The following is a 22,692-nucleotide window of genomic DNA, read 5'->3' as shown; positions in this document are numbered from 1 at the left end:
CGAGGTTACGCGCGCAGCGTCAGGCCGTCGTCCCAGCGCCGCCGCCGACGACGGCGTCCGAGGAGGCCTTGCGACGTCGGCCGGGCTTCTTCTTCGGCGGGATCAGCGCGCTGACGTCGCCGCCGGTGTCGTTGACCCGCACCACGAACGGACGGGTCTCGGTGTAGTTCACGACCGAGATCGAGGCGGGGTCGGCCACGATGCGCTGGAACTGGTCCAGGTGCATGCCGTAGGCGTCGGCCAGGATCGCCTTGATCACGTCGCCGTGGCTGCAGGCCAGCCAGACGGCGTCGGGACCCAGCCGGGCGTTCCACTCCCGGACGGCGGCGACGGCGCGGGCCTGGGTCTGGGCGAGCCCCTCCCCCTCCGGGCCGGGGAACACCGCGGCCGAGGGGTGCTGCTGGACGACCTTCCACAGCGGTTCCTTGAGCAGGTCCTTGATCGGCTTGCCGGTCCAGTCGCCGTAGCGGCACTCGCCGAGCCGGTCGTCGGTCTGCAGCTCCAGCTCGCGCCCGGCCAGCACCGCGCCGGCGGTCTGCTGGCAGCGCTCCAGCGGGCTGGCCACGACCGCGGCCAGCGGCACCGGGGCCAGCCGGGCCCCGACCGCGGCCACCTGCGCCTCGCCGGTCTCGTCCAACCGCACCCCGGGGGTCCAGCCGGCCAGCACCCCGGAGGCGTTCGCCGTCGTCCGACCGTGCCTCAGGAGGATCAGCGTCGTCACAAGCACAGAGTAGTGAGACGACCGTGTCCTGCCGGCCCCGCTGCAGGGGCCCGCGCCGAGCGTCAGCGAGGCGTGGGGGGCAGCGGGGTCCTTCTCCTACGGCGACAGCACCCCGGCGCCGACCAGGGCGAGGAGCACCAGGCCCAGCACGATCCGGTAGACGACGAACGGGGTGAAGGTGCCGCGCTCCAGGTAGCGCAGCAGCCAGGCGATGACGGCCAGGCCGACGCCGAAGGCGATCACGGTGGCCAGCAGCGTCGGGCCCCAGTCGATGCCGCTGTCCAGGGACTCGTAGGCCTGGAAGAACCCCGAGCCGAGGACGGCGGGGATGGCCAGCAGGAACGAGTAGCGCGCCGCGGCCGCCCGGGAGTAGCCCAGGAAGAGGCCCATGGTGATGGTGCCGCCGGACCGGGAGACACCGGGGATCAGCGCGGCGGCCTGGGCCAGCCCGTAGAGGATCCCGTGCTTGACGGTGAGCTCGCTGACCTGGCGCTGCTTGCTGCCCACCCGGTCGGCCCAGAAGAGGACCAGGGAGAACACGACGAGGGCGATCGCGACGATCCGCAGGTCGCGCAGGGTGGTCTCGACCTGGTCCTGGAAGAGCAGCCCGAGGACGACGATCGGGATCGACCCGATGATGATCAGCCAGCCCATCCGGGCGTCGGGCTCCGAGCGCAGCGACCGGTTGCCCAGCGAGCGGACCCAGGTCGAGACGATCCGGATGATGTCGTGCCGGAAGTAGAGGAGCACGGCGATCTCGGTGCCGATCTGGGTGATCGCGGTGAACGCGGCACCGGGGTCCTCCCAGCCGAAGGCCTCCCCCACCACGCGCAGGTGCGCACTGGAGGAGATCGGCAGGAACTCGGTGAGGCCCTGCACCAGGCCCAGGACGACGGCTTCGAACCAGCCCACGCCGCTCAGCCCCGACCGGTCGGGACGGCGGCGGAACGGGTCACACGGGGAGCGGGCACGGCAGGCACCCTAGGGCGCGGGCCTGTGCCGGGCCGGGGTCGACACGGGTGTCGCCGGTCGCTGACGAGCGCCCGCGGCACACGCCGGTAGGTTGACCCGTCGTGGAACAGCGGGCGTTGGGGCGCAGCGGCCTGGTGGTCTCCCGGCTGGCGCTGGGCACGATGACCTGGGGCCGGGACACCGACGAGGACGAGGCTGCGATGCAGCTCACGGCCTTCGTCGACGCGGGCGGGACGCTGGTGGACACCGCCGACGTCTACGTCGACGGCGAGTCCGAGCGGACCCTGGGCCGGCTGTTGTCCGACGTCGTCCCCCGGGAGGACGTGCTGGTCGCGACCAAGGCTGTCGGCCGCACCCGGCCGGGCTCGATGGGCCGGGGCAGCTCCCGCGGGCACCTGCTCGCCGCCCTGGACGCCTCCCTCGAGCGGCTCGGCCTGGACCACGTCGACCTCTGGCAGCTGCACTCCTGGGACGACGCCACCCCGCTGGAGGAGACCCTCGCCGCGGTCGACACCGCGGTGTCCTCGGGGCGGACCCGGTACGTCGGGGTGAGCAACTTCACCGGCTGGCAGACCGCGCAGGCCGCCACCTGGCAGCGCGCGTGGCCCGGCCGCACCCCGCTGGTCAGCACGCAGGTGGAGTACTCCCTGCTGCAGCGCGGCGTGGAGCGCGAGGTCGTGCCGGCAGCCGAGGCGCTCGGCCTGGGCCTGCTCCCCTGGTCCCCGCTGGGCCGCGGGCTGCTCACCGGCAAGTACCGGCACGCGACGCCGAGCGACTCCCGGGGCGCCTCCCCGCAGTGGTCGGGCTTCATCGACGGGCTGCGCTCCAAGAACGCCGAGCGCGTGGTGGAGGCGGTGATCACCGCTGCGCAGGGCCTGAACACGGTCCCGCTGGCCGTGGCGCTGGCCTGGCTGCGCGACCGTCCCGGCGTCGTGGCCCCGGTGGTCGGCGCCCGCACCGCTGCCCAGCTGCAGGTCAGCCTGGACGCCGAGGACGTCACCCTGCCCGCGGCGATCCGCCGGGCGCTGGACGACGTCTCGGCCCCGCACACCTCCTACCCCGACCGCCGGCCCGGATGACCTCGTCCACGGCCGGCCCGGCCCCCGACGTCGTCTTCGCCGCCTTCACCACCGCGGGGCTCTGGCCCGGGCTGGGCAAACGGGCGGCCGCCGAGCTCCCCGAGGCCGGCATCCGGACGCCGGACGACGTCACCGCCGACAAGCTGGTCGGCCTGCCCCGGGTCGGCCGGCAGCGCGCCGAGCGGCTGTTCTCCTCCTTCCTGGCCGCGGCCCCCACCTACGACGTCGTCGAGCTGCTGGTCACCGCCGGGGTCTCGGCCCGGCTGGCCGCCAACGCCGCCGAGGCCCTGGGCCCGGACGCCGCCCGCCGGCTGCGGGACGACCCGTGGATGCTGCTGTCGCTGTCCCAGGTGACCCTCGCCGACGCCGACCGACTGGCCGTCGCGGTGCTGCCCGGGGTGGACAAGCAGGACGCCCGGCGTGGCCGCGCGCTGGTCTCGCTGACCCTGCGCACCGCCACCCGCGACGGGCACACCGTGCTGCCGGTCGACCTGGTCGTCGCCGCGCTGCGCGCCGAGGGCGTCGAGGACCCGGCCGCCGCGGTGCTGGCCGCGGTCGACGGCGGCGAGGTGCTCGACCACGAGCCCCCGGAGCCCGAGTTCGACCCGGAGTCCGACGAGGAACCGGCCGAGCCCGACCCGGCGCTGCGCATGCTGTCGCTGTCCCGGTACGGGATGGCCGAGGAGGCGGTGGCGGAGAACGTCGTCCGGCTGGCCGCCACCGCGGAGCGGATCGCCGACCCGGCGTCGGTGCGGTCGGTGGCCAAGGGGCTGGACCCCGCACAGCTCGAGGCCGTCGCGCAGGTGCTGGGCGCCGGCGTCAGCCTGCTCACCGGCGGGCCCGGCACCGGCAAGAGCCGCACTGTCGCCTCGGTGGTGAAGCTGCTGGAGTCCAAGGGCACCGAGGTCGCCCTGGCCGCCCCCACCGGGCGGGCGGCCAAGCGGCTGGAGGAGCTCACCGACCACCCGGCGGTCACCGTGCACCGACTGCTCGGCGCGCAGGGCACCACCGGCGGGTTCGCCCGCAACGAGGAGTGGCCGCTGGACGCCGACGTGGTCGTCGTCGACGAGGCCTCGATGCTCGACGTCGAGCTCACCGCCGCGCTGCTGGAGGCCTGCGCCGACGGCACCCACCTGCTGCTGGTCGGCGACCCCGCCCAGCTGCCCTCGATCGGCCCCGGGCACGTGCTCGGCGACATGATCGACTCCGGCGCGGTGCCGGTCACCGAGCTCACCACGCTGCACCGGCAGGCCGCCGGTGGCGCCATCGCGCGGCTGGCCACCGGGGTGCGCGGCGGGGAGCTCGTGCAGGTGGAGTCCCCCGACCGCGAGGTGGTCATCGTGCCGGCGACGGGCAGCGCGGAGGCCGCCCGCCGGGTGGTCCAGTTGGTCACCGACTCGATCCCCCGCGCGCTGTCACTCGACCCGGCGACGGTGCAGGTGGTCACCCCGGTGCACCGCGGGCCGGCGGGCACCATCGAGCTGAACAAGGCGCTGAAGGCCCAGCTCAACCCCGGCGACGGCACCGTCTACGGCTTCGACGTCGGCGACCGGGTGGTGGCCACCGCCAACCACCTCGACCTCGAACCCGTCGGGTTCGCCAACGGCGAGGTCGGCGTGGTCACCGGTGCCCGCGACGGGTCGCTGTCCATCGACTTCAGCTCCGGGCCCTGCAACGTCACCGGGACGGCGCTGAGCGACCTCAAGCACGGCTGGGCGATCACCGTGCACCGCGCCCAGGGCTCGGAGTGGCCCGGGGTCGTCGTCGTCCTGCCGCCCGAGGCCGGCGGCATGCTGTCCCGGCCGCTGGTCTACACCGCGCTCACACGCGCGCAGAAGCACCTGTCGATCGTGCACGCCTCGGGTGCCGCGCTGGCCCGGGCGGTGCGGGAGGTCGACGTCCGGCCGCGCCGCACCCGGCTCGCCCAGCTGCTGCGAGATCAAACCGACTGACAGACCCGCGGGCGTCGGGCAGGGTCGGGGCGTGGTGATCGAGCTCCGGGACGTCTCCTACGCGTGGCCGGACGGCACGCCGGTGCTCGACGGGCTCACCGCCTCGATCGGCCCGGGCCGGACCGGGCTGGTGGCGCCCAACGGCGCCGGCAAGACCACCCTGCTGCGGCTGCTCACCGGTGAGCTGACGCCGACCCGCGGCTCGGTGGTCGTCGACGGCGTGCTCGGGCACCTGCCGCAGGACCTCACCGCCGACGCCGCCCGCACCGTCGCCGACGTCCTCGGGGTCGCCCCGGTGCTCGCTGCGATCGCCGCCGTCGAGGGCGGGGACACCGACCCCGCGCACCTGGACACCATCGGCACCGACTGGGACGTCGAGGAACGGGCGCGCGCCCAGCTCGACCGGCTCGGGCTCGGTGACGTCGCCCTGGACCGCAGGCTGGACACCCTCAGCGGCGGTCAGGTCGTGACCATCGGGCTGGCCGGCCAGCTGCTCCGCCGTCCCGACGTGCTGCTGCTCGACGAACCCACGAACAACCTGGACGGGGACGCCCGCGCGCGGCTGTACGCGGTGGTGGAGGGCTGGTCGGGCACCCTGCTGGTGGTCAGCCACGACCGGGAGCTGCTGGAGCGGGTCGACCGCATCGCCGAGCTGGACCACGGTGCGCTGCGGGTGCTCACCGGCCCGTTCTCTGCGTACGAGGCGGTCGTCGCGGCCGAGCAGGAGGCCGCCGAACGCGACGTCCGCGGCGCCGAGCAGGCGCTGAAGCGGGAGAAGCGGGACCGGCAGGAGGCCCGCGAGCGCGCCGAACGGCGGGCCGGGAGCGCGGCCCGCAAGGCCCCCGACGCCGGCATCCCGAGAATCCTGGCCGGCGCGCGCCAGCGCCGGGCGCAGGAGTCCACCGGGCGTGCCGACGGGACGCACGCCGGCCGGGTGGACGACGCCCGGGCCCGCCTGGACCGGGCCGAGGCCGGGCTGCGCGAGGACCAGGTGGTCATCGTCGACCTGCCCGAGACCCGGGTGCCGGCCGGGCGCACCGTCGTCGCGGCGGTGGGCGTGCGGGTGCGGGACCTCTTCGGCGACGGGCTGGACCTGGAGCTCCGCGGCCCCGAGCGACTGGCGCTCACCGGCCCGAACGGCAGCGGCAAGACCACGCTGCTGCGGGTGCTGGCCGGGCTGCACCAGCCCGACGCCGGCACCGTGCGACGGGCCGCGGGCGGGGTAGCGTACCTGTCGCAGCGGCTGGACACACTGGACCCGGCACGGTCGGTGGCCGACTGCCTCGCCGACGCCGCGCCCGACCGCCCCGAGGCCGAGCGGCGCACGGTGCTGGCCCGGTTCCTGTTCCGGGGCGAGCGGGCCGACCTGCCGGTGGGCGCGCTCTCCGGCGGCGAGCGGCTGCGGGCCACCCTCGCCGTCGTCCTCGCCGCGCGGCCGGCCCCGCAGCTGCTGCTCCTGGACGAGCCGACGAACAACCTGGACCTGGGCAGCGTGGGCCAGCTGGAGTCGGCGCTGGCCGGCTACCAGGGGGCGATCGTGGTGGTCAGCCACGACCCCCGGTTCCTCACCGCCCTCGCGCCGGACCGGTGGCTCGAGCTCAGTCGCTGACCCGGCAGCAGCGCCGGGCGGCGCACATCATCCGGTGCACGGCGGGGCCGAGGGCGTCCTCGCTGTCGACGGGGACGTCGAAGGGCACCCGGACGTCGCGGTGCCCCCGACCGGACTCGATCCGCAGCCGGAAGCCCGCCCGGTCCAGCCCGAGCGGGCGGACGACGTCCCCGGCGGCCAGCCACTGCGCCGGGATGCGCGAACGCAGCAGGGCGAGCTCCTCGGGGTGGTCGGCGTCCAGGTGCTGCAGGGCAGAGCTCTCCACGGCCACCAGCGGGTCGGGGTTGGCTGCGGTGTAGTCCTCGGGCTCGATCTCGGTGGTGCCGCCGTTCTCCCCGAGCACCACCTCGGCCAGGTCCAGCCGCAGCAGCGTCGCGCTGACCCCCACGTCGAGCAGGGCGCCGGCGGGGAGCACCTCGGCGAACTCCAGGGCGGCCTCCCGGGTCTCGTCGTCCGGCACCGGGGCGAGCCAGCCCGAGAGCCAGAGCTGGGCCCGGACCGGGTCACGCAGGCTGACCGGAGCGTGGTCGGTGACCATGACGAGGGCGGCCAGGTCGCCGTCCTCGGCGGTGCGGACGGCGACGGCCAGCTCCCCCGCGGCCGGCACGACCAGCAGCACGGACCCTGCCTTCGTGGTGGCGTGGGCGAGCACCCGGGAGCCGGAGACGCCGGCCGCGCAGACGGCAGCGGACGGGCGACAGGCCACGGTGCGGGCGCGCTCGGCGGCGGTGGGCCGGACGACGGGCGGGGTGGTCGAGGTCATCGGTGGTCCTTCGCTCGGGATGTAAGGTGAGCCTAACCGAACAAGGAGGCCCCGTGAACACCCCTCGACCGAAGGTGCGCCTGTCCCGCGCCCTGGGCATGCCGCTCACCCCCAAGTGCGTGAAGTACTTCGAGCGCCGGCCGTACCCGCCCGGCGAGCACGGCCGCAAGCGCAAGAACACCAGCGACTACAAGACGCGGTTGATGGAGAAGCAGCGGCTGCGCGCCCAGTACGACGTCAGCGAGACCCAGCTGCGTCTGGCCTTCGACCGGGCCAAGAAGACCAGCCGCAACACCGGCGCCAAGACCGGTGAGGCGCTGCTCCTCGACCTCGAGGCCCGCCTGGACGCCACCGTGCTGCGCGCCGGCTTCGCCCGGACGATCTACCAGGCCCGGCAGACCGTGACCCACCACCACGTGACGGTCAACGGCAGGCGCGTCGACCGGCCCAGCTACCGGGTCGAGCCCGGCGACGTGGTCGCGATCGCCGAGCGCAGCAAGCCCAAGCAGCCCTTCCAGGTTGCGGCCTCCGGTGCCCACGCCGAGGCCCCGAAGTACCTGGACGTCCGGCTGACCGAGCTCACCTGCTTCGTCGTCCGCCGCCCCCAGCGCACCGAGATCCCGGTGCAGTGCGAGGAGCAGCTGGTCGTGGAGCACTACTCCCGCTGAACGTGGCGTGATCTGAACGCATTCGCGCCCAGGACTGCGAACAGGTCACGCCGAGATGCTCGGGCGTTCACGTCCCGACCCCCCTGACGACGCTCCGACCGGTCACCGTGGGCGGATGCGCATCGTGCTGGTCGCGAACCTGCACCACCCCACGTCCGGCGGGCTGCGGACGGCGGTCGACCGGCTGGCGTCGGGCTACGCGGCCCGAGGGCACGCGGTGGCCGTCGTCGTCCCGGGACCGCGGACGGTCGGTGACCCCGCCGACCTGCGCCCCGGTGCGGTCAGCGTGCTGACACTGGCCGCACCCCGCGTGCCCGGCGCCGGCGGCTACCGGCTGATGGACCCCTGGCGGGTGCGCCGGTTGCTGGACCAGCTGACGCCCGACCGGCTCGAGGTGTCCGACCGGACGACGCTGCGCGGGCTGGGCCGGTGGGCCGCCGCCCGGGGCGTGCCGACGCTGGTGGTCGCGCACGAACGACTGGACCGCGTGCTGACCCAGTTCCTGCTGCCCGCCGGGGCGGCCCGCCGGGTCGCCGACGCGGCGAACCGGCGCACCGCTGCCGGGCACGACCTGGTGGTCTGCAGCACCGAGTTCGCCGCCGAGGAGTTCACCCGGCTGGGGACGACGGTGGCCCGGGTGCCCCTGGGGGTCGACCTGCGCACCTTCGCCCCCGACCGCTGGGACTCCCGGCTGCGCACCGAGCTGCTGGACCGCTCCGACGTGCTGCTGGTGCACGCCGGGCGGTTGTCGGCCGAGAAGCACCCCGACCGGTCCGTGGAGACCCTGGCCGAACTCCGCCGCCGCGGGGTGCGGGCGGCGCTCGTCGTCGCCGGGGACGGGCCGTTGCACAGCAGGCTGGAGCGGCAGGCCCGCGGCCTGCCGGTCCGCTTCCTCGGCCACGTCACCGACCGGGACGCCGTCGCCACCCTGCTGGCCAGCGCCGACGTCGCGCTCGCCCCGGGCCCGCACGAGACCTTCGGACTGGCCGCGCTGGAGGCGCTCGCGTCGGGCACCCCGGTGGTCGGCTCGGCCGGGTCGGCGCTGCGCGAGCTGCTCGGGGACGGCCCGCACGGCGTCGCGGTCGCCGACGGACCGAGCGCGTTCGCCGACGGCGTCGTCCGGTTGCTGGCCGTGGACCCCGCCACGCGCCGAGCCGCGGCCCGGGCCCGGGCCGCGGAGTTCCCGTGGTCGACCTCGGTGGACCAGATGCTCGGACTGCTGGCGGCCTGAGCTGCGTCGACCTCCGGGAACCCGCAGGGTGGAGGCCATGCGTCGCGCCGCTCTGCTCCTGCCCCTGGCCCTCGTCCTCACCGCCTGCTCCGGCAGCGACGGCGGTGGCGAGCCCACCGAGAGCGCCCGCGCCGCCGAACCGGCCGACTCCCCCGCGCTGACCACCGACCCCGAGGGCACCGTCGTCGACCTGGACCCCGATGCCGAGGGCATGGTCTTCGACCCGGTGACCGGGCTGCTGGCCGTCGCCGTCCGCGACCCCAACCGGCTCGTCCTCACCGACGCCGACGGCGTCACCCAGGCCGAGATCGAGCTGCCCGGGCACGCCCGGCACCTGCAGCTCGCCGCCCCCGGCGGACCGGTGCTGGTGCCCGCCGAGGACTCGAACACCCTCGTCCAGGTCGCGCTGCCCGGCGGCGAGGTGACCGAGACGATGGTCGGGGACTACCCGCACGACGCCGCCCAGGTCGCCAGCGGCCAGATCCTGGTCGGCGACGAGATGGGCGGCACGCTCTCGGTCGTCACCGACGGCGAGGTCACCCAGACCTTCGACAGCCAGACCCAGCCCGGCGGGGTGGCCACGGTCGGCGACATCGCCGGCGTGGTCGACGTGGGCGCCTTCAGCATCACCACCTACGACGTCGCGGCCGGTGAGCTGCAGACCGTGCTGGACGCCGGCGACGGCCCCACCCACCTGGTCGCCGACTCCCAGGGCCGGTTCCTGGTCGCCGACACCCGCGGGGACGCGATGCTGGTCTACGGCTCCGACCCGCTGGAGCTGGAGTACACCTACGAGCTGTCCGGCAACCCCTACGGGCTGGCCTACGACAGCACCGACCAGGTCGTGTGGGTGACCCTGACCGCGACCAACGAGGTCGTCGGGCTGTCCACCGCCGGTGACGAGCTCACCGAGGTGGCCCGGTTCCCGACCGTCCGCCAGCCCAACACCGTCGCCGTCGACCCCACCACCGGGCGGGTGTTCGTGGGCAGCCGGGCGACCGGGCAGCTGCAGCTGATCGACCCGCGCTGAGGGTGTCCCGCAGGTGACCGGCCGGCCGACGGCTGGCACCATCGGGCGGGTGTCGATCCACGGAGACTGGGAGTACGCCCCGCTGCGCATCCCCAACGGCACGTCCCGCTCGGCGGCCGCGCAGATGATGAGCCTGCAGTCCGACGTCGGCGGCTGGGAGCTGGCCCGCCTCGAGCTGTACGCCGACGGCACCCGTCGCGTCGTCATGCGCCGCCGCGCCCGCCTGAGCTACCTCCCCCTCCCCGCCGTGTAGCGGGGAGCGCCCTTCTCATCGGGAGTCCTGACGAGAAGGGCGCTTCTCGTCGCCTAGGGGACGAGGACGACCTTGCCGACGGTGCCGCGGTCGCCGAGGGCGGCCAGGGCGGTCTGGGCATGGTCCAACGGCAGGGTCTGGCCGACCAGCGGGTCGATCAGGCCGTCGGCGAAGAGCCGGGTGAGGTCCTCGTGCACCATCCCGATCCGGCCCGGGTCCTTGCTCCGGTAGAGCCCCCAGTGCAGGCCGAGCACCGAGTAGTTCTTCACCAGCAGGTGGTTGGCCCGGGCCGCGGGGATCCGCCCGGAGGTGAAGCCGACGACGACGATCCGGCCCTCGAAGGCGATGCACTTGGTCGAGCCGTCGAACACGTCACCACCGACCGGGTCGTAGACCACGTCCGCGCCGTGTCCACCGGTGATCTCCTTGACCCGGGCCACGAAGTCCTCGGCTGCGTAGTCGATGACGTGGTCGGCGCCCATGTCGGTGCACACCTGCGTCTTGCGCGGGCCACCCGCGGTCGCGATGACCTTCGCACCGGCGGCCTTGCCGAGCTGGATCGCCGCGGTCCCGACGCCCCCGGCGCCGGCGTGGACCAGCAGCCACTCCCCCGCCTGCAGGCCGGCACGACGGTGCAGCCCGACGTGGCCGGTCTGGTAGGTGATGTAGAGCGCGGCGGCCTGCTCGTCGGTCATGCCCTCGGGCACCGGCCAGGTCGCGTCGGCGTCCATCAGGGCGTACTCGGCGAACGCACCGGGCCCGCCGGACGGCGAACCGAGCACCCGCTGCCCGTTCTCCAGCTCCCCGCACAGCTCCAGGCCGGGGGTGAAGGGCAGCGGCGGCTTCTCCTGGTAGGTGCCCTGCGCCATGAGGATGTCGGGGAAGTTCAGCGCCGCGGCGCGCACCCTGACCTTCACCTGGCCCTCCCCGGGCACCGGCTCGGGCACCTCGTCGAGGGTCATCACGTCAGCCGGGTCTCCGAGGGAGTGGACTCGCCATGCACGCATGCCCGCGACAGTGCCAGACCGGCCGGTGACCGGCGTCACGAGGGTGTCAGAGCGGCCCGAGCAGCTGACCGGGGATGCGGGCGGACTCCCCCGCGGCGTTCTTGGCGGCCGGGACGCCCTTGAAGCGGTAGGGCAGCGCCCCGACGCCGGGCTGGACGACGTAGGCCGCGCCGGGCTCGGCCGAGGTCCAGGCCGCGGCCATCGCGGCCGCCACCTCGTCGGCGCTGAGCACCGGGAAGTCGGCGGACTCGAAGTGCTCGCGCCACGGGTCGATGATCGCGGTGTCGGCGAAGCCGGGGCAGATCGCGGAGATGGTGATCCCCTCGCGGTGCAGCGCGGTGGCGATCGACCGGACGAAGGCCACCGCGCCGCCCTTGGCGATCGAGTAGGCCTGGTCGGTCGGCATCGGGGAGAGCCCGGCAAGGGACGCGGTGACGACGACGGAGCCCCCACCCGCGCGGCGCAGCGCCGGGCGCGCGGCGTCCGTGCCGTAGACCACGCCGTGCAGGTCGACCGCGATCACGCGCAGGTACTCCTCGACGTCCAGAGCGTCGGTGTCCCCCGAGCCCGCGATGCCGGCGTTGAGGAAGGCGGCGTCCAGCCGGCCGTGCTCGGCCTCGACGTCGGCCACCACCTGCTGGTTGGCGGCGTGGTCGGTGACGTCCAGGACGGCGAAGCCCACCCCGAGGTCGGCGGCCACCGAGCGGTTGCGGTCGCTGTCCAGGTCGGCGAGCACGACCCGCACGTCGGCGTCGCGCAGGCGGGTGGCCAGGGCGCGGCCGAAGCCGCCGGTGCCCCCGGTGATCAGCGCGACGGAACCGGCCGGCGGGGTGGGCGACGGGGTGGGCGAGGTCATGCGGGGCATCGAAACACGTCGGTGACCCGCGCCACCCGGAGGGGTGATCGGTGGACACCCGGCTCCAGTCCCGGTCCCGGGGGCCCGATGCACCCGGAGTAGACGTGTCGTGCACGACCGAACGGAGACCACACCTCATGCGGCCAGGTCCGCTGCGCAGCCTGACGTTCGCCGTCCTCACCGCCCTGGCGGCACTCGTGGGCCGGCTGACCGTCGTCGAGAGCACCCCGGTCGCCCTGGTCTGGCCGGCCGCCGGGCTGGCGGCGCTGTGGATGCTGCTCCTGCACGGCCGCACCGGGGTGCGGTGGGACGCGCTGCTGCTGGGCGTCGTGCTCGCCGCTGTCGACCTGGCCACCGGGAGCAGCCCCGCCGTGGCGGTGGCGCTGGCCGCGGTGGACGTCGGGCAGGCACTGCTGGTGGCGCGGCTCTACCGGCGGTGGAGCCCGACGCCGTCGGGTCCGCTGCTGCTGCACATGCGCGACCTGACCGCCCTGCTGCTCGCCACCGGGGTGGCCACCACCGCCGGCGCGGTGGCCGGCGGCGCCGTGCTCTTCCTGGGGACCGGGACCGGGTCGGTGCTGGCCACCGTGGTCGGGCAGGCCCGCAGCGGGGCCGCCGTCCTCGTCGTCGTCGCCCTGGGCCTCCGGGCACGCCAGCTCCTGCTGGTCCGCCGGGACGCCGAGCAGGAGACGGCGGTGCTGCCGTTCCAGCGGCCCACCGGCCGACGCGCCGCCGAACTGGCGCTGGCCGTCGTCGCGTCGGTGCTCGGCAACGTGGCGGTCTTCGTGTGGCTGCCGGCCTACCCGGTGGCGTTCCCGCTGTTCGCGCTCACCGCCTGGGTGGCGCTGCGCTTCGACACCGGCCTCACGGCGCTGCGGACCGCCGCGGTGTCCCTGGTCGCCGTCGTGTTCACCCTCCAGGGCGACGGCCCGTTCGCCGCCGTGGACGACGTGCTGGTCCGCGCGGTCATCGTGCAGGCCTACATCGCACTCGGCGCTGCCCTCGGCCTGGCGCTGGCGCTGAACCGGGACGAGCGGCTGGTCCTGGAGACCCGGTTGCGCAGCGCCGCCGACCACGCGGAGGAACGGCACCGCCAGGTGCAGGTGCTGGCCACCGCCACCCGCGCCGTGCTCACCGCCGACGACCCCCGGAGGGCGGTGTGCGACGCGGTCCGCGAGGTGACCGGGGCCGACGGCGTCTACCTCATCGAGCCCGACGGCGCGGGCCACCTGGTGTCCACCGCCGTCGTGGGGCTGGACCTGCCGCCGCTGGCCTTCAGCACCGACCCGACCACCTCCATGACGTCGCGGTTGTTCAGCGCGGGTGCCGGGGCCTTCGTCCCGGACGCCCGACAGGAGCCCGGGGTCATCGCCGGCCTGGTCGAGCACCTCGGGATCGCGTCGGCGGCGTGGCAGCCGGCCGCCCTGGCCGACGACCGGGTCGTGGCGCTGATCGGCGTCATGTGGCGGACCCCGGTCCCCGAGCTGTGCGCCACCACGCTCGGCGTGCTGTCGGTGTTGGGTGGTGAGGCGGCCCGGGCCATCGAGCGCGGCGACCTGCTGGAGCAGCTGGCCCGCGCCGCGGACCGGGACCAGCTGACCGGGTTGGCCAACCGTCGCCGCTGGGACGAGCTCTCCGGCGTGGAGGTCTCCCGTGCCCGGCGCAGCGGCCTGCCGCTCACCCTCCTGCTCCTGGACCTCGACCACTTCAAGGTCTTCAACGACACGTACGGGCACGGCACCGGCGACGCGTTGCTGCGGGACTTCGGGTCGGCAGCGTCGGAGTGCCTGCGGGACGGCGACCTGATCGCCCGCTGGGGTGGCGAGGAGTTCGCCGTCGCGCTGCCCGCGTGCACCGCCGAGGGCGCCCGGCCGGTCGCCGAGCGCATCCTGGCCGCTGTCCCGCACGGGCAGACCGCCACGGTCGGGATCGCGCAGTGGGTGCCCGGGGAGTCCGTCGGGGACACCCTGGCCCGCGCCGACGCCGCGCTGTACTGCGGCAAGCGCGCCGGCCGCGACCGGGCCGTCCTGGCCGGTCAGTCGGCGCTCGTACCTGCCTGACCCGAGCGGACGGCGCGCAGGAACCGCTCGACCGCGGTGTCGTCGTCGACCACCGTGAAGCGCAGCGTCGCGTCCCCGGTCCACACCGAGAGCTCCCGGCGGGTGCCGGTGAGCCGCTTGGCCACCCGGACGTCGACCCCGGTCACCGTGTCCAGGGAGATGTCGGCCAACGTCGGCTGACCGAACAACCCGGCGTGGGCCAGGTACAACCGCCCGCCGGCAACCCCGAGGGCCTGGGCGCTGCCGGGCCCCGGCAACCGACCCTGGGTCACCCGCAGGACGGTCACGACGTCGTGACCGTCCTGGGTGAGCTGGCCAATGAGGAAGGCGGCCAGCGGGTCGGTGGGCACGTCAGCTCGCCCGCAGGAACCTGTCCAGCACCCGGATGCCGAACTGCAGGCTCTCGACCGGCACCCGCTCGTCGATGCCGTGGAAGAGGCTGGCGAAGTCCAGGTCTGCGGGCAGCCGGAGCGGGGAGAAGCCGAAGCAGCGCATCCCCAGGGTCTCGAAGCTCTTGGCGTCGGTGCCGCCGCTCATGGTGAACGGCACCGGGCGGGCGCCGTCGTCCTCGGCCTTGAGCGCGGCGACCATCTGCTCGACCAGCGGTCCGTCGAACGTCGTCTCCACCGCCTGGTCGTGGTGGATGTAGTCGCGGGTGACGCCCTCGCCGAGCAGGGCGTCGATCTGGGCCTCGAACGCCTCCTCCTGGCCGTAGAGGAAGCGGCCGTCGATCGTGGCGCTGGCGGTGCCGGGGATGACGTTGGCCTTGTAGCCGGCGTCGACCATCGTCGGGTTGACCGTGTTGCGCAGCGCCGCGCCGATCATCCGGCTGATCGAACCGAGCCGGCTCAGGGCCTCCTCGGGCTCGTCGGGGTCGATCTCGATGCCGTAGGCGTCGCTGACCTCCTCGATGAACTGCTTCATCGGCGGGGTGAGCACGGTGGGCAGCCGGGTGGAGCCGATCCGGGCGACGGCGGCCGAGAGCCGGGTGACGGCGTTGTCGTCGTGGACGAACGAACCGTGCCCGGGGCGGCCGGCGGCGGTGAGCCGCATCCAGGCCAGCCCCTTCTCGGCGGTCTGGATCAGGTAGAGCCGGAGGTCGTCGCGGACGGTGAGGCTGAACCCGCCGACCTCGCTGATCGCCTCGGAGACGTTCTCGAACAGGTCGGCGTGGTGGTCGACCATGTGGTGGGCGCCGTACTTGCCGCCGGCCTCCTCGTCGGCGACGAAGGCCAGCACGATGTCGCGCGGGGGCTTCACCCCGGTGCGGGCCCAGTCGCGGACGAGCGCGAGGGTCATCGCGTCCATGTCCTTCATGTCGACCGCGCCGCGGCCCCAGACGTAGCCGTCGCGCTGCTCACCGGAGAACGGGTCGACGCTCCACTCGCGCTTGTCGGCGGGGACGACGTCGAGGTGCCCGTGCACGAGCAGCCCGGGGCGGTCGCGGTCCTCCCCGGGGATGCGGGCGACCAGCGAGGCGCGGCCGGGCTCGGACTCGTGGATCACCGAGTCGATCCCCACCTCGTCGAGCTTCCCGGCGACCCACTCCGCGGCCTTCCGCTCCCCCACGCTGGTGGAGAGGTCGCCGGTGTTGGTGGTGTCGATCCGGATCAGGTCGCTCAGCAGGTCCGCGACCTCGGCCTGGGCGCGCTCCAACGGTGCAGGTGTCGTCTCGGCCATGCGCCCGATCGTGCCACCGCCGCCCGTCCGCCCGCTCGCCCCGCCACGCTCCAGGGGCGGTGCGGACGACGCCGGGGCCTCCCGTATGCTTCTCCACGGCCCGCGCCGCAGTGCGCAGGTCCACCTGTCCGGGTGGCGGAATGGCAGACGCGCTAGCTTGAGGTGCTAGTGCCCTTTATCGGGCGTGGGGGTTCAAGTCCCCCCTCGGACACCAGCTCGCCCCGGTAATCCTGCAGGTCAGGAGGCCGGGGCGTTTGCGTTGACGCCCCAATTCGTGGTCCGTGATACTCCGGTGATACTTCGGACCTCAGGTTGGGTCAGCGAGCAGCGCTGCGAACCGATCCGCGGCCTGCCGCCCCATGCCTGGATGCACGTGCTGGTAGACCCCGAGGGTGATCGTCGCGTTGGCGTGCCCGAGCCGCTCGGACACGACCTTGACGGGTTCACCGTCAGCCAGCAGCAGGGTCGCGTGGGTGTGCCGGAGGTCGTGCAGACGGATCCTGGGAAGCTTGTCCTCGCCGAAGGCGCGGCGGGCGCGGGTGACGTGACTGTTGAACCGCCGCGAGAAGCGCTCGGGGTGCCGATAGCCGCCGTCGAGACCACCCAGCACCAGGTCATTGGTCCGCACGAGCTGCGGTGAGATGTTCGAGCGCCGAGCTTTGTACACGCGCAGCTTCTGGACCGTCCCAGCGTCCAGGTCGACGACCCGCGACTGGCCGGTCTTGGTGGGTCCTTCTACGAGCTCCTCTCCCCTATCCTTCGTCCTGACCAACCCCACGCTGCGACGGACCGCCACGCGCATGGCGTCGAGGTCGACGTCCCTCCACCGGAGTGCGAGTGCTTCTCCGCGGCGCATCCCGGTGAAACCGAGCACCCGCCATGCCATCGCCGCCTCGGAGTCGAACGACTCGCTCCACGTCAGGAACCGCGCCAACTCGACGGCGGTCCACGCGAGCATTTCCGGTGGCCGGGCCTGCGAAGGTGTTGGCGGGCTGCAACGGTCCGTCGGGTTGACGGCGAGGTGCCCGTGCTTGACGGCGTCGCTGAGGGCGGAACGGAGAATGGTGAACACGTACCGGACCGTCCGCGCGGACAGGCCCCCCTTGTTGTCCGCCCGGCCGGATGATTCGAGCTTCCGCATCCAGGTGTCGATCGACATCGCGGTCAACCGGTCGAGCGAGGTGCGGCCGATGTGCCGGTCGATGTGCAGTCGGATGTTCTTCTGGTAGCTCGACTTCGTGGAGGGCGCCAGCCGCTGAGCGCCAATCCACTCGGCCAGGTAGGCGGTCAACGTCTCCTTCGACAGGTCGACCCACTCACCGGTCTCGACCTTTCGTACTTCGGTACGAAGAGCGTTGGCAGCCTCGCGGCGGGTGGTGAATCCTCGCTTTAGGACGACCTTCGTCGAGCCGTCCGGCCGAATGGCGTTGTACTTGATCAGGAACTTGGGGCCAGTCGACGTCTGGTACTCACTGATTCCACCTTCGCCAGCCTGCCGCCGTTTCGTCCTCGCCACCGGTCTCCGTCCTCGACCTTTCGTCGCCTCGCGCACCGTTGTCCGCGACAGGCCCATGCAAGGCCCGCGAGCTCTGCAGCAGGGCTGTAGACCAGAAGCTGTGGACAGCGGGGACCTTCCACAGGGAGAGGTAGCAGTTGGCGCGGGCGAGTGACATGAGACAGCGCGTCACCTAGCCCAGCGGCCGCGCGAGCGGGACAGCCGTCTGTCATGGGCGTGCCGCCGGTGGCACCTCCAAGAGCTATGAGTTCGGCCGCCTCGACGCCCGCGACCGGGGGGCCAGTACTGGACAGGATCCGTGAAATGAGGCGACTTGGATGAACCTGGATGACTTAGTGAAGAGCAAGGCCGCAGTCGTGACCGTCGCTGAGGTCGCGGAACTCCTCGGCGTAGACGTTCGAACGGTCACGCGCGCGACGAACAACGGTGACCTGCCCGCCCTCCGCGTCGGGCGACGCCTTCTGATTCCCAGGTTGCCACTGCTGGCTCACCTCGGGGTGCTGGATACCGGGCCGGCGGCCGCAGCCGGCGCGCTCGCCTCCTGATTCCCCACACAAGCATGGGTAAGGCGGTCCGGTAGCCCCCTAACCCCCAGCCAGCAGCGGGGGGTCCGTGGCGGTCCGGGAACGTCCCGTTTCCGCAGGTCAGACGACTTCGGCGTCCGAGGCCGTCCGTCGCTGGGCAGGCTCGTCCGGACCGCGTTGCTGTACCGGTTGCTGTACTCGTCCCTCTGCGGGAGTCGAGCGCCTAGCGGTCGTAGACCTCCCGGCGGTGTCCAGCCCGGACGACCGTCACGACCAGCGCGTCGTCGAGGACGTCGTAGATGACGCGGTAGTCCCCCACCCGGATGCGCCAGGCGGTCTGCTCCCCCACCAGCTTCGTGGCACCCGACGGCCGCGGCTCATCAGCCAAGTCGCCGATGGCAGCGATGAGCCGCACGCGCACCGGCCTGTCGAGCTTGCGCAATTGTCGGGCCGCCGCGGCAGTGAACTCGACGGAGTACGTCACCCAGCGAGCTCGTCACGCACCTCGGCCAACGACACCCGCTCCCCGTCGTCCTCGGCCTTGGCCGCCCGGTAGGCCGCCACGTCCTGAGCCATCTCCAGCGCTTCTAGGGCTTCCAGGTCGGCGACCCCGACCACCACAGCGGCCAGCTTCCCGTTGCGGGTCACCCCGATGCGCTCCCCGCCGTACATCGCGCGACCCAACACGTCGGACAGCTGACCGCGCAGCTCGCGAGTGGTGACCTCACCGGAGATGGTGTCCATGCTCGCATCATACGCCGGACATGCAACTGTGTACACAAATTCAGCCCAGGTGACGCCCACCCACCCGATCGACCGGTGCCATCCCGCTGTCGATCCACAACCAGCGACGTGCACAGTTGTGGTCCGTTGTTTCCGGAACGAGTTTCGGTCACCGTTCGCACACCTCGACCTGCGAGTTTGTGCGACTGCTCGAACGTCAGTCCAGCGGCTCACAAACGGGCGGTTGTGGAACGCAGTTGCGGCACCCGTTCTTGGTCACGCAGTGTCACGATGCCGAGAGCCGCTACGTCCAGGTCTGCGGACGCCGGCTGAGATGGTCAGCGGACGAGGCTCACGACGACTTGGCCGAGCACCAGGACCGCTACGGCGGAGACCAGCCAGGCGAACCAGCGCTTGAGTCGTGCTGTGTCCAGGCCGGCGCCCAGTCGTCCGGCGACGAGTGCGGCGATTACGGCGGCGGCGGTGAAGCCGACGGTGATGGGCACGTCGATGGGGGCCTCGCCGGCGTGGGCGGCGAACCCGGCGGCGCTGTTGACGGCCACGATGACCAGTGAGGTGCCGATCGCGGTGGTCATCGGGAGGCCGAGCACGATGACCAGCACGGGGATGATGAGGAACCCACCCCCGACGCCGAGCAGGCCGGTGAGGAACCCGACGACGAGACCACCGGCGATGGTGCGGGGCAGGCAGCGCCGCCAGTTGACGGTCCCGTGGTCGGTGGCGCACGCGGCCCCGGTAGCGGGCTTGTCCTGCAGCATCCGCACGCCTGCGGCGATCATCAGGGCCGCGAACAAGGTCAGGACGACGTCGTCGGGCAGCAGCCGGTTGACCGCCGCTCCGGCGAAGGCCGTCGCCGCCCCGGCTGCTCCGAACACGATGGCGATGCGCCACGCGATCTGGCGGGCGCGCAGTCGGGGCAGTAGGGCGACGACGGCGGTGATGCCGACGACCAGCAGCGACGTGGCTACGGCCTGGGGCAGCGGTTGTCCGACGACGTAGACCAGGGCGGGCACGGCCAGGATCGACCCGCCCCCGCCGAGGAGTCCGACGAGGGCGCCGATGACCAGGCCGAGGCCGATCGCTGCGGCGATCACCGGGTGGTGGCGGTGCGCAGCACCTGCAGCACGTCGTCGAGGTGCACCGGGGTCCCGCCGCGGTTGTAGGGCAGCGCGGACAGGGCGGCACCCATGGCGCAAGTGTCGGTGACCGCAGCCCCGGCCAGGCCGGCCCCGATGCCGCCGGCGAGGAAGCGGGCCCGGGGAAACCGGATCGAGGCCAGCACGCTGCCGGCGACGATGGTGCCGGCGACCAGGCGGACCTGACGCTCCAGAGCCCAGCGCTGCTTCCCCCGGCGAACGGTGTGGCCGTCGGCGGTGTGGGCGTTCGTGCCGCCCTCGAGCACGGCCAGCTGCTCAGCGCCGGCCGAGGCCAGCGCGTCGTGCGCGGTGCGGGCCCTCGATCCGGCCTGGCACACCAGCACGACCGGGCCCTCCAGGGCGTCGGCCAGGGTGTCGGCGTGGGCCTGCACCAGGGGCAGGGGCACGTTGACTGCGCCGGGGATGTGGGCGGTCTCGAACTCCGCCGGGGTGCGGACGTCGACCACGGTGGCCGTGGTGGCGGCGACCTCGGTAGGGGCGATCAGGGTGGGGCTGGTCATGGGGCGTTTGTCCTCTCGGCAGTGGGTGTGGATCAGGAGCGGCTGAGGAGTCGGCGCAGGCGCCCGGGCTCACGGGGCTCGGCGGCGTGGCCGGGGCAGCGCTGTCCGGTGGGCACCCCGCGCATGACCTGGTCGACGTGCTGGCCGCAACCGGCCCAGGTGGTCTTCCCGCAGGTGCGACACGTGGTCGCGCGGCACATCTCAGACCGCCACGGACTCGGTGTGCAGGCCCGCAGCGGCCGATCCGGTCTCGGGGTCGCCGTAGCCGCCGTCGACCAGCACCGGACGACGTCCGGCCCGGGCCAGCAGCGACGCGGCGATCGAGGCGCGGTAGCCCGAGCCGCAATAGACCCAGACCTCCCCGCCGGGGATCTCGCCCATCCGGTCACGCAGCTCGTGGATGGGCACATGCACCGATCCCCGGACCCCACCACTGGCCCGCTCGTCGTCCCGGCGGGCGTCGAGGACGACGGTGTCGGGGTGCTCGGCCAACTGGGCGGCCAGGCCGGCGAAGTCGCTGACCGGGTAGGACCCCAGGTCGGCATCAGCGGCGAGGTCCTCGGGCGTGCCCACAGCGGCACCGGCGATCCGGTCGACCCCGATGCGGACCAGCTCCCGGCGGGCGGTGGCGACCTGCTCCGCGCTGTCCCCGATCAGGGTCAGCGGGGCGTCCCAGTCGTAGAGCCAGCCCAGGTAGGTGAGGAAGTTGTCGCCCAGCTCGAAGTTCAGCGCCCCGGGCAGGTGCCCCGCGGCGAAGGCGGTGCGGGTGCGCAGGTCGACAACCCACTCCCCCGCCGCCAGCCGGCCGGCCAGCTCCTCGGCGTCGACCACCCGGGGGGTCGACAGATCCACCGGCGCGGGGCCAGCGGCATTGATCGGGCCCATGTGGGCGTAGTAGGCCGGGTAGGCACCCAGCCCGGCGATCAGCTCGTCGACGAAGGTCTGCTCGTCCTGGGTCAGCGCCGGGTTCACCGATCGCTGCTCCTCGATCGTGGACGACGTGCCGCTGGTCGGGGTCGCGGCGCAGAAGCTGCCGAACCCGTGACTGGGGAACACCGCGGTGCCTGCCGGCAGCTCGGCGGCCAGGCGCCGCACCGAGTGGAACTGGGCATGGGTGAGGGTGCCGGTGTGCTCGGCCCCCAGCAGGTCGGTGCGCCCGGTCGAGCCGTAGAGCATGGAACCGCCGGTGAAGACCGCCTGCACCTCACCATCGGCGCCGGACAGGGCGTAGGAGACGTGGTGGTGGGTGTGCCCGGGGGTGTGCACAACGGTGATCTGCAGGTCACCGGCCCTGTGCACGTCACCGTCGGCCGCAGGGACCCGCTCGTAGGCGACGTCGTCGCCAGCCGGGACGAGATAGGCCGCCCCAGTGACCCGGGCCAGCTCGAGGCCACCGGTCACGTAGTCGTTGTGCACGTGGGTCTCCAGCACGTGGGTGAGGGTCACCCCGCGTCGGGCGACCAGGTCCTGGACGCGGTCGATGTCGCGCTGGGGGTCGATGACGATGCCGGTGCCGGCCTCGCTGACCAGGTAGCTGCGGTCGCCCAGGCTGGTGGTCTCGATGACGTCGATCTGCACGGCTGTCTCCTTGCATACGGTACGGGGTAGGGGTATCTGACGGTTCTGCTGAGGAACTGTTGGCGACGAGCGGGAGGCGCCTCAGGCGGTGGGGAGGCCGGCGTCTCGCCAGGCGTTCATGCCGCCGGCCATGTTGCTCACGCGGAGACCGGCCGCAGCCAGGGCCTCGGCGGCCTGCTGGCTGCGCCGCCCGCTCTGGCACACGGTGATGACCGGGGCGGTCGGGTCGAGCTCGCCGACCCGGGCGGCCAGCTGTCCCAGCGGGATCGCGGTGCTGCCGGCGATCGCGCCGGTGGCGACCTCGTCGGGTTCACGGACGTCGACCACGGTGCTGCCGGTATCAGCAGCGACCTGGGCGGGGGTGAGCTGGGCGATCTGCACGGTGCCTCCTCGTTGTGGGGTGGTTCAGGCCAGGGACAGCAGCAGCTTCTCCAGCTGCGCCAGGTCGACCTCGCGCTCGTCGGGGGCCGAGTTGACCGAGCAGTACCGCATGCCGGTGCTGACGACGGCGAAGCTCGCCTTGTTCAGCGCCTTCGAAGCCGCCGCCAGCTGAGTCACCACGGCAGCGCAGTCGCGGCCGTCCTCGATCATCTTCACGATGCCGCCGATCTGGCCCTGGATGCGGTTCAGGCGCTTCACGACGTCGGCGAGCTCGCCCTGGGGGATGTTCACGCCTCAGACTGTAGATACCCCCGGGGGTACCTAGCAACCCAGCTCGTCGTGCAGTGGGTCACGACTGCACAGGACCACACACGACTTGCCACGGACCGTCCGAGAACGGAGTTTCGTGGT

General features: G+C 73.3%; 24 protein-coding genes and 1 tRNA gene. 10 read left to right on the top strand and 15 right to left on the bottom strand.

Features of this window, described 5'->3' with window-relative positions; all coding sequences use genetic code 11:
• Window positions 1-19: 19 nt before the first annotated feature.
• Window positions 20-721, bottom strand: a complete 702-nt coding sequence (locus ASG36_RS19275) for a histidine phosphatase family protein (protein WP_055768058.1) — start codon at window positions 719-721, stop codon at window positions 20-22.
• Window positions 722-817: 96 nt separating this feature from the next.
• Window positions 818-1,633 carry an undecaprenyl-diphosphate phosphatase gene (locus ASG36_RS19270; RefSeq protein ID WP_055768054.1) on the bottom strand — a complete coding sequence of 272 codons (816 nt, stop codon included), beginning with the start codon at window positions 1,631-1,633 and terminating at the stop codon, window positions 818-820.
• A 161-nt stretch (window positions 1,634-1,794) separates the two neighbouring features.
• Here ASG36_RS19270 and ASG36_RS19265 point away from each other — a divergent pair, with 161 nt between their 5' ends.
• From ASG36_RS19265 to ASG36_RS19255, 3 genes are read left to right on the top strand one after another with little or no spacing between them, the layout of a single operon-like run.
• Window positions 1,795-2,772: an aldo/keto reductase gene (locus ASG36_RS19265; protein WP_055768052.1), complete on the top strand. Its 978-nt coding sequence runs from the start codon at window positions 1,795-1,797 to the stop codon at window positions 2,770-2,772.
• On the top strand, window positions 2,769-4,724 hold the full coding sequence (locus tag ASG36_RS19260) for an AAA family ATPase (protein ID WP_055768049.1): 1,956 nt from the start codon (window positions 2,769-2,771) through the stop codon (window positions 4,722-4,724). Before ASG36_RS19265 ends, ASG36_RS19260 begins: the two co-directional genes overlap by 4 nt.
• Before the next feature lie 31 nt (window positions 4,725-4,755).
• Window positions 4,756-6,333 (top strand): ABC-F family ATP-binding cassette domain-containing protein, encoded by a 1,578-nt coding sequence (locus ASG36_RS19255; protein WP_055768047.1) that lies wholly within the window; start codon window positions 4,756-4,758, stop codon window positions 6,331-6,333.
• Here ASG36_RS19255 and ASG36_RS19250 read toward each other — a convergent pair.
• Complete coding sequence (locus ASG36_RS19250; RefSeq protein WP_055768043.1) at window positions 6,323-7,096, bottom strand: DUF2470 domain-containing protein; 774 nt, start codon at window positions 7,094-7,096, stop codon at window positions 6,323-6,325. The two genes, ASG36_RS19255 and ASG36_RS19250, sit on opposite strands and share 11 nt — an antisense overlap.
• A gap of 53 nt (window positions 7,097-7,149) precedes the next feature.
• Here ASG36_RS19250 and rpsD point away from each other — a divergent pair, with 53 nt between their 5' ends.
• The 4 genes from rpsD (at window position 7,150) to ASG36_RS19230 (ending at window position 10,278) form a co-directional block, all read left to right on the top strand.
• Entirely contained in the window at window positions 7,150-7,764 is a 615-nt protein-coding gene (gene rpsD / locus ASG36_RS19245; protein ID WP_082523329.1) for a 30S ribosomal protein S4, read from the top strand.
• Between the two features lie 115 nt (window positions 7,765-7,879).
• A complete protein-coding gene (locus ASG36_RS19240; protein WP_055768040.1) occupies window positions 7,880-8,995 on the top strand; it encodes a glycosyltransferase in 1,116 nt (371 codons plus the stop codon).
• 37 nt (window positions 8,996-9,032) lie between these two features.
• Window positions 9,033-10,025 (top strand): YncE family protein, encoded by a 993-nt coding sequence (locus tag ASG36_RS19235; protein ID WP_157498979.1) that lies wholly within the window; start codon window positions 9,033-9,035, stop codon window positions 10,023-10,025.
• A gap of 49 nt (window positions 10,026-10,074) precedes the next feature.
• Entirely contained in the window at window positions 10,075-10,278 is a 204-nt protein-coding gene (locus tag ASG36_RS19230) for a DUF5703 family protein (RefSeq protein ID WP_055768644.1), read from the top strand.
• Window positions 10,279-10,331: 53 nt separating this feature from the next.
• Here the strand turns inward: ASG36_RS19230 and ASG36_RS19225 are convergent, their stop codons facing one another.
• Window positions 10,332-11,240 carry an NADPH:quinone oxidoreductase family protein gene (locus ASG36_RS19225; protein WP_235495290.1) on the bottom strand — a complete coding sequence of 303 codons (909 nt, stop codon included), beginning with the start codon at window positions 11,238-11,240 and terminating at the stop codon, window positions 10,332-10,334.
• Between the two features lie 91 nt (window positions 11,241-11,331).
• Window positions 11,332-12,141 (bottom strand): SDR family oxidoreductase, encoded by an 810-nt coding sequence (locus tag ASG36_RS19220; RefSeq protein WP_055768029.1) that lies wholly within the window; start codon window positions 12,139-12,141, stop codon window positions 11,332-11,334.
• A gap of 137 nt (window positions 12,142-12,278) precedes the next feature.
• Here ASG36_RS19220 and ASG36_RS19215 point away from each other — a divergent pair, with 137 nt between their 5' ends.
• The gene (locus ASG36_RS19215; protein ID WP_055768026.1) at window positions 12,279-14,201 is read left to right on the top strand and encodes a diguanylate cyclase domain-containing protein; all 1,923 of its coding nucleotides are present in this window, start codon (window positions 12,279-12,281) and stop codon (window positions 14,199-14,201) included.
• Here ASG36_RS19215 and ASG36_RS19210 read toward each other — a convergent pair.
• Both ASG36_RS19210 and ASG36_RS19205 read right to left on the bottom strand, forming a co-directional pair.
• Window positions 14,177-14,551: a hypothetical protein gene (locus ASG36_RS19210; protein WP_055768022.1), complete on the bottom strand. Its 375-nt coding sequence runs from the start codon at window positions 14,549-14,551 to the stop codon at window positions 14,177-14,179. The two genes, ASG36_RS19215 and ASG36_RS19210, sit on opposite strands and share 25 nt — an antisense overlap.
• A gap of 1 nt (window position 14,552) precedes the next feature.
• Window positions 14,553-15,881 (bottom strand): M20/M25/M40 family metallo-hydrolase, encoded by a 1,329-nt coding sequence (locus tag ASG36_RS19205; RefSeq protein ID WP_055768019.1) that lies wholly within the window; start codon window positions 15,879-15,881, stop codon window positions 14,553-14,555.
• A 126-nt stretch (window positions 15,882-16,007) separates the two neighbouring features.
• On the opposite strand from ASG36_RS19205, the gene ASG36_RS19200 reads away from it, so the two are divergent.
• Window positions 16,008-16,095, top strand: a tRNA-Leu gene (locus tag ASG36_RS19200).
• 93 nt (window positions 16,096-16,188) lie between these two features.
• Here ASG36_RS19200 and ASG36_RS19195 read toward each other — a convergent pair.
• Window positions 16,189-17,397, bottom strand: a complete 1,209-nt coding sequence (locus ASG36_RS19195) for a site-specific integrase (RefSeq protein ID WP_055768015.1) — start codon at window positions 17,395-17,397, stop codon at window positions 16,189-16,191.
• A gap of 335 nt (window positions 17,398-17,732) precedes the next feature.
• Here ASG36_RS19195 and ASG36_RS19190 point away from each other — a divergent pair, with 335 nt between their 5' ends.
• Window positions 17,733-17,942 carry a helix-turn-helix domain-containing protein gene (locus tag ASG36_RS19190; protein WP_200944583.1) on the top strand — a complete coding sequence of 70 codons (210 nt, stop codon included), beginning with the start codon at window positions 17,733-17,735 and terminating at the stop codon, window positions 17,940-17,942.
• Between the two features lie 202 nt (window positions 17,943-18,144).
• On the opposite strand, the gene ASG36_RS19185 is transcribed toward ASG36_RS19190, so the two are convergent.
• The 7 genes from ASG36_RS19185 to ASG36_RS19155 form a co-directional block, all read right to left on the bottom strand.
• Window positions 18,145-18,405, bottom strand: coding sequence for a type II toxin-antitoxin system RelE/ParE family toxin (locus ASG36_RS19185; protein WP_055768010.1), 261 nt, complete (start codon window positions 18,403-18,405; stop codon window positions 18,145-18,147).
• Window positions 18,402-18,665, bottom strand: a complete 264-nt coding sequence (locus ASG36_RS19180; RefSeq protein ID WP_055768007.1) for a type II toxin-antitoxin system Phd/YefM family antitoxin — start codon at window positions 18,663-18,665, stop codon at window positions 18,402-18,404. The genes ASG36_RS19185 and ASG36_RS19180 overlap by 4 nt, the downstream gene beginning before the upstream one ends.
• A gap of 317 nt (window positions 18,666-18,982) precedes the next feature.
• Entirely contained in the window at window positions 18,983-19,759 is a 777-nt protein-coding gene (locus ASG36_RS19175) for a sulfite exporter TauE/SafE family protein (RefSeq protein ID WP_235495288.1), read from the bottom strand.
• Window positions 19,756-20,322 carry a rhodanese-like domain-containing protein gene (locus tag ASG36_RS19170; RefSeq protein WP_055768004.1) on the bottom strand — a complete coding sequence of 189 codons (567 nt, stop codon included), beginning with the start codon at window positions 20,320-20,322 and terminating at the stop codon, window positions 19,756-19,758. The genes ASG36_RS19175 and ASG36_RS19170 overlap by 4 nt, the downstream gene beginning before the upstream one ends.
• 201 nt (window positions 20,323-20,523) lie before the next feature.
• Entirely contained in the window at window positions 20,524-21,900 is a 1,377-nt protein-coding gene (locus ASG36_RS19165; RefSeq protein ID WP_055768002.1) for a rhodanese-like domain-containing protein, read from the bottom strand.
• Window positions 21,901-21,981: 81 nt separating this feature from the next.
• Entirely contained in the window at window positions 21,982-22,281 is a 300-nt protein-coding gene (locus ASG36_RS19160; protein ID WP_235495286.1) for a rhodanese-like domain-containing protein, read from the bottom strand.
• Between the two features lie 24 nt (window positions 22,282-22,305).
• Window positions 22,306-22,572 (bottom strand): metal-sensitive transcriptional regulator, encoded by a 267-nt coding sequence (locus ASG36_RS19155; protein ID WP_055767999.1) that lies wholly within the window; start codon window positions 22,570-22,572, stop codon window positions 22,306-22,308.
• Window positions 22,573-22,692 lie beyond the last annotated feature (120 nt).

The sequence above is a fragment of the Geodermatophilus sp. Leaf369 genome (assembly GCF_001424455.1).
Taxonomy (GTDB): Bacteria; Actinomycetota; Actinomycetes; order Mycobacteriales; family Geodermatophilaceae; genus Klenkia.
This window is presented reverse-complemented; position numbering and strand designations above follow the sequence as displayed.